A 244-nucleotide genomic window follows, 5' to 3' on the forward strand; every position below is an offset into this window, starting at 1 on the left:
GTCGCCGCGCGCGATGCCGAACACGCCCGTCATCGCATTCAACACCGACAGGCTGAACGCGGTCGGCGAGACCGGCTCGCCCGCGCTGATGGCGCGCAGAATGTCCGTGGTGCGCCGCAATTCGCCGTGGCGCGAGGCGAACACGACCCGAACCTCGTTCCGCGCGACACAATCGTGCGCAACTTTCAACGCGGCTTTGGACAGCGTGCTCAGGCGACGCCGCACGATCGGCTCGATAAAGCCG

The 244-nt window shown here is 67.2% G+C and carries 1 protein-coding gene; it reads right to left on the bottom strand.

Annotated features, from left to right (window positions below):
- The coding region (locus tag SB771_RS36455; protein ID WP_410722219.1) for a beta-ketoacyl synthase chain length factor at positions 1–244 on the bottom strand (244 nt) is incomplete at both ends.

This window comes from Burkholderia sp. SIMBA_051 (assembly GCF_046534915.1).
Classification (GTDB): Bacteria; Pseudomonadota; Gammaproteobacteria; order Burkholderiales; family Burkholderiaceae; genus Burkholderia; species Burkholderia ambifaria.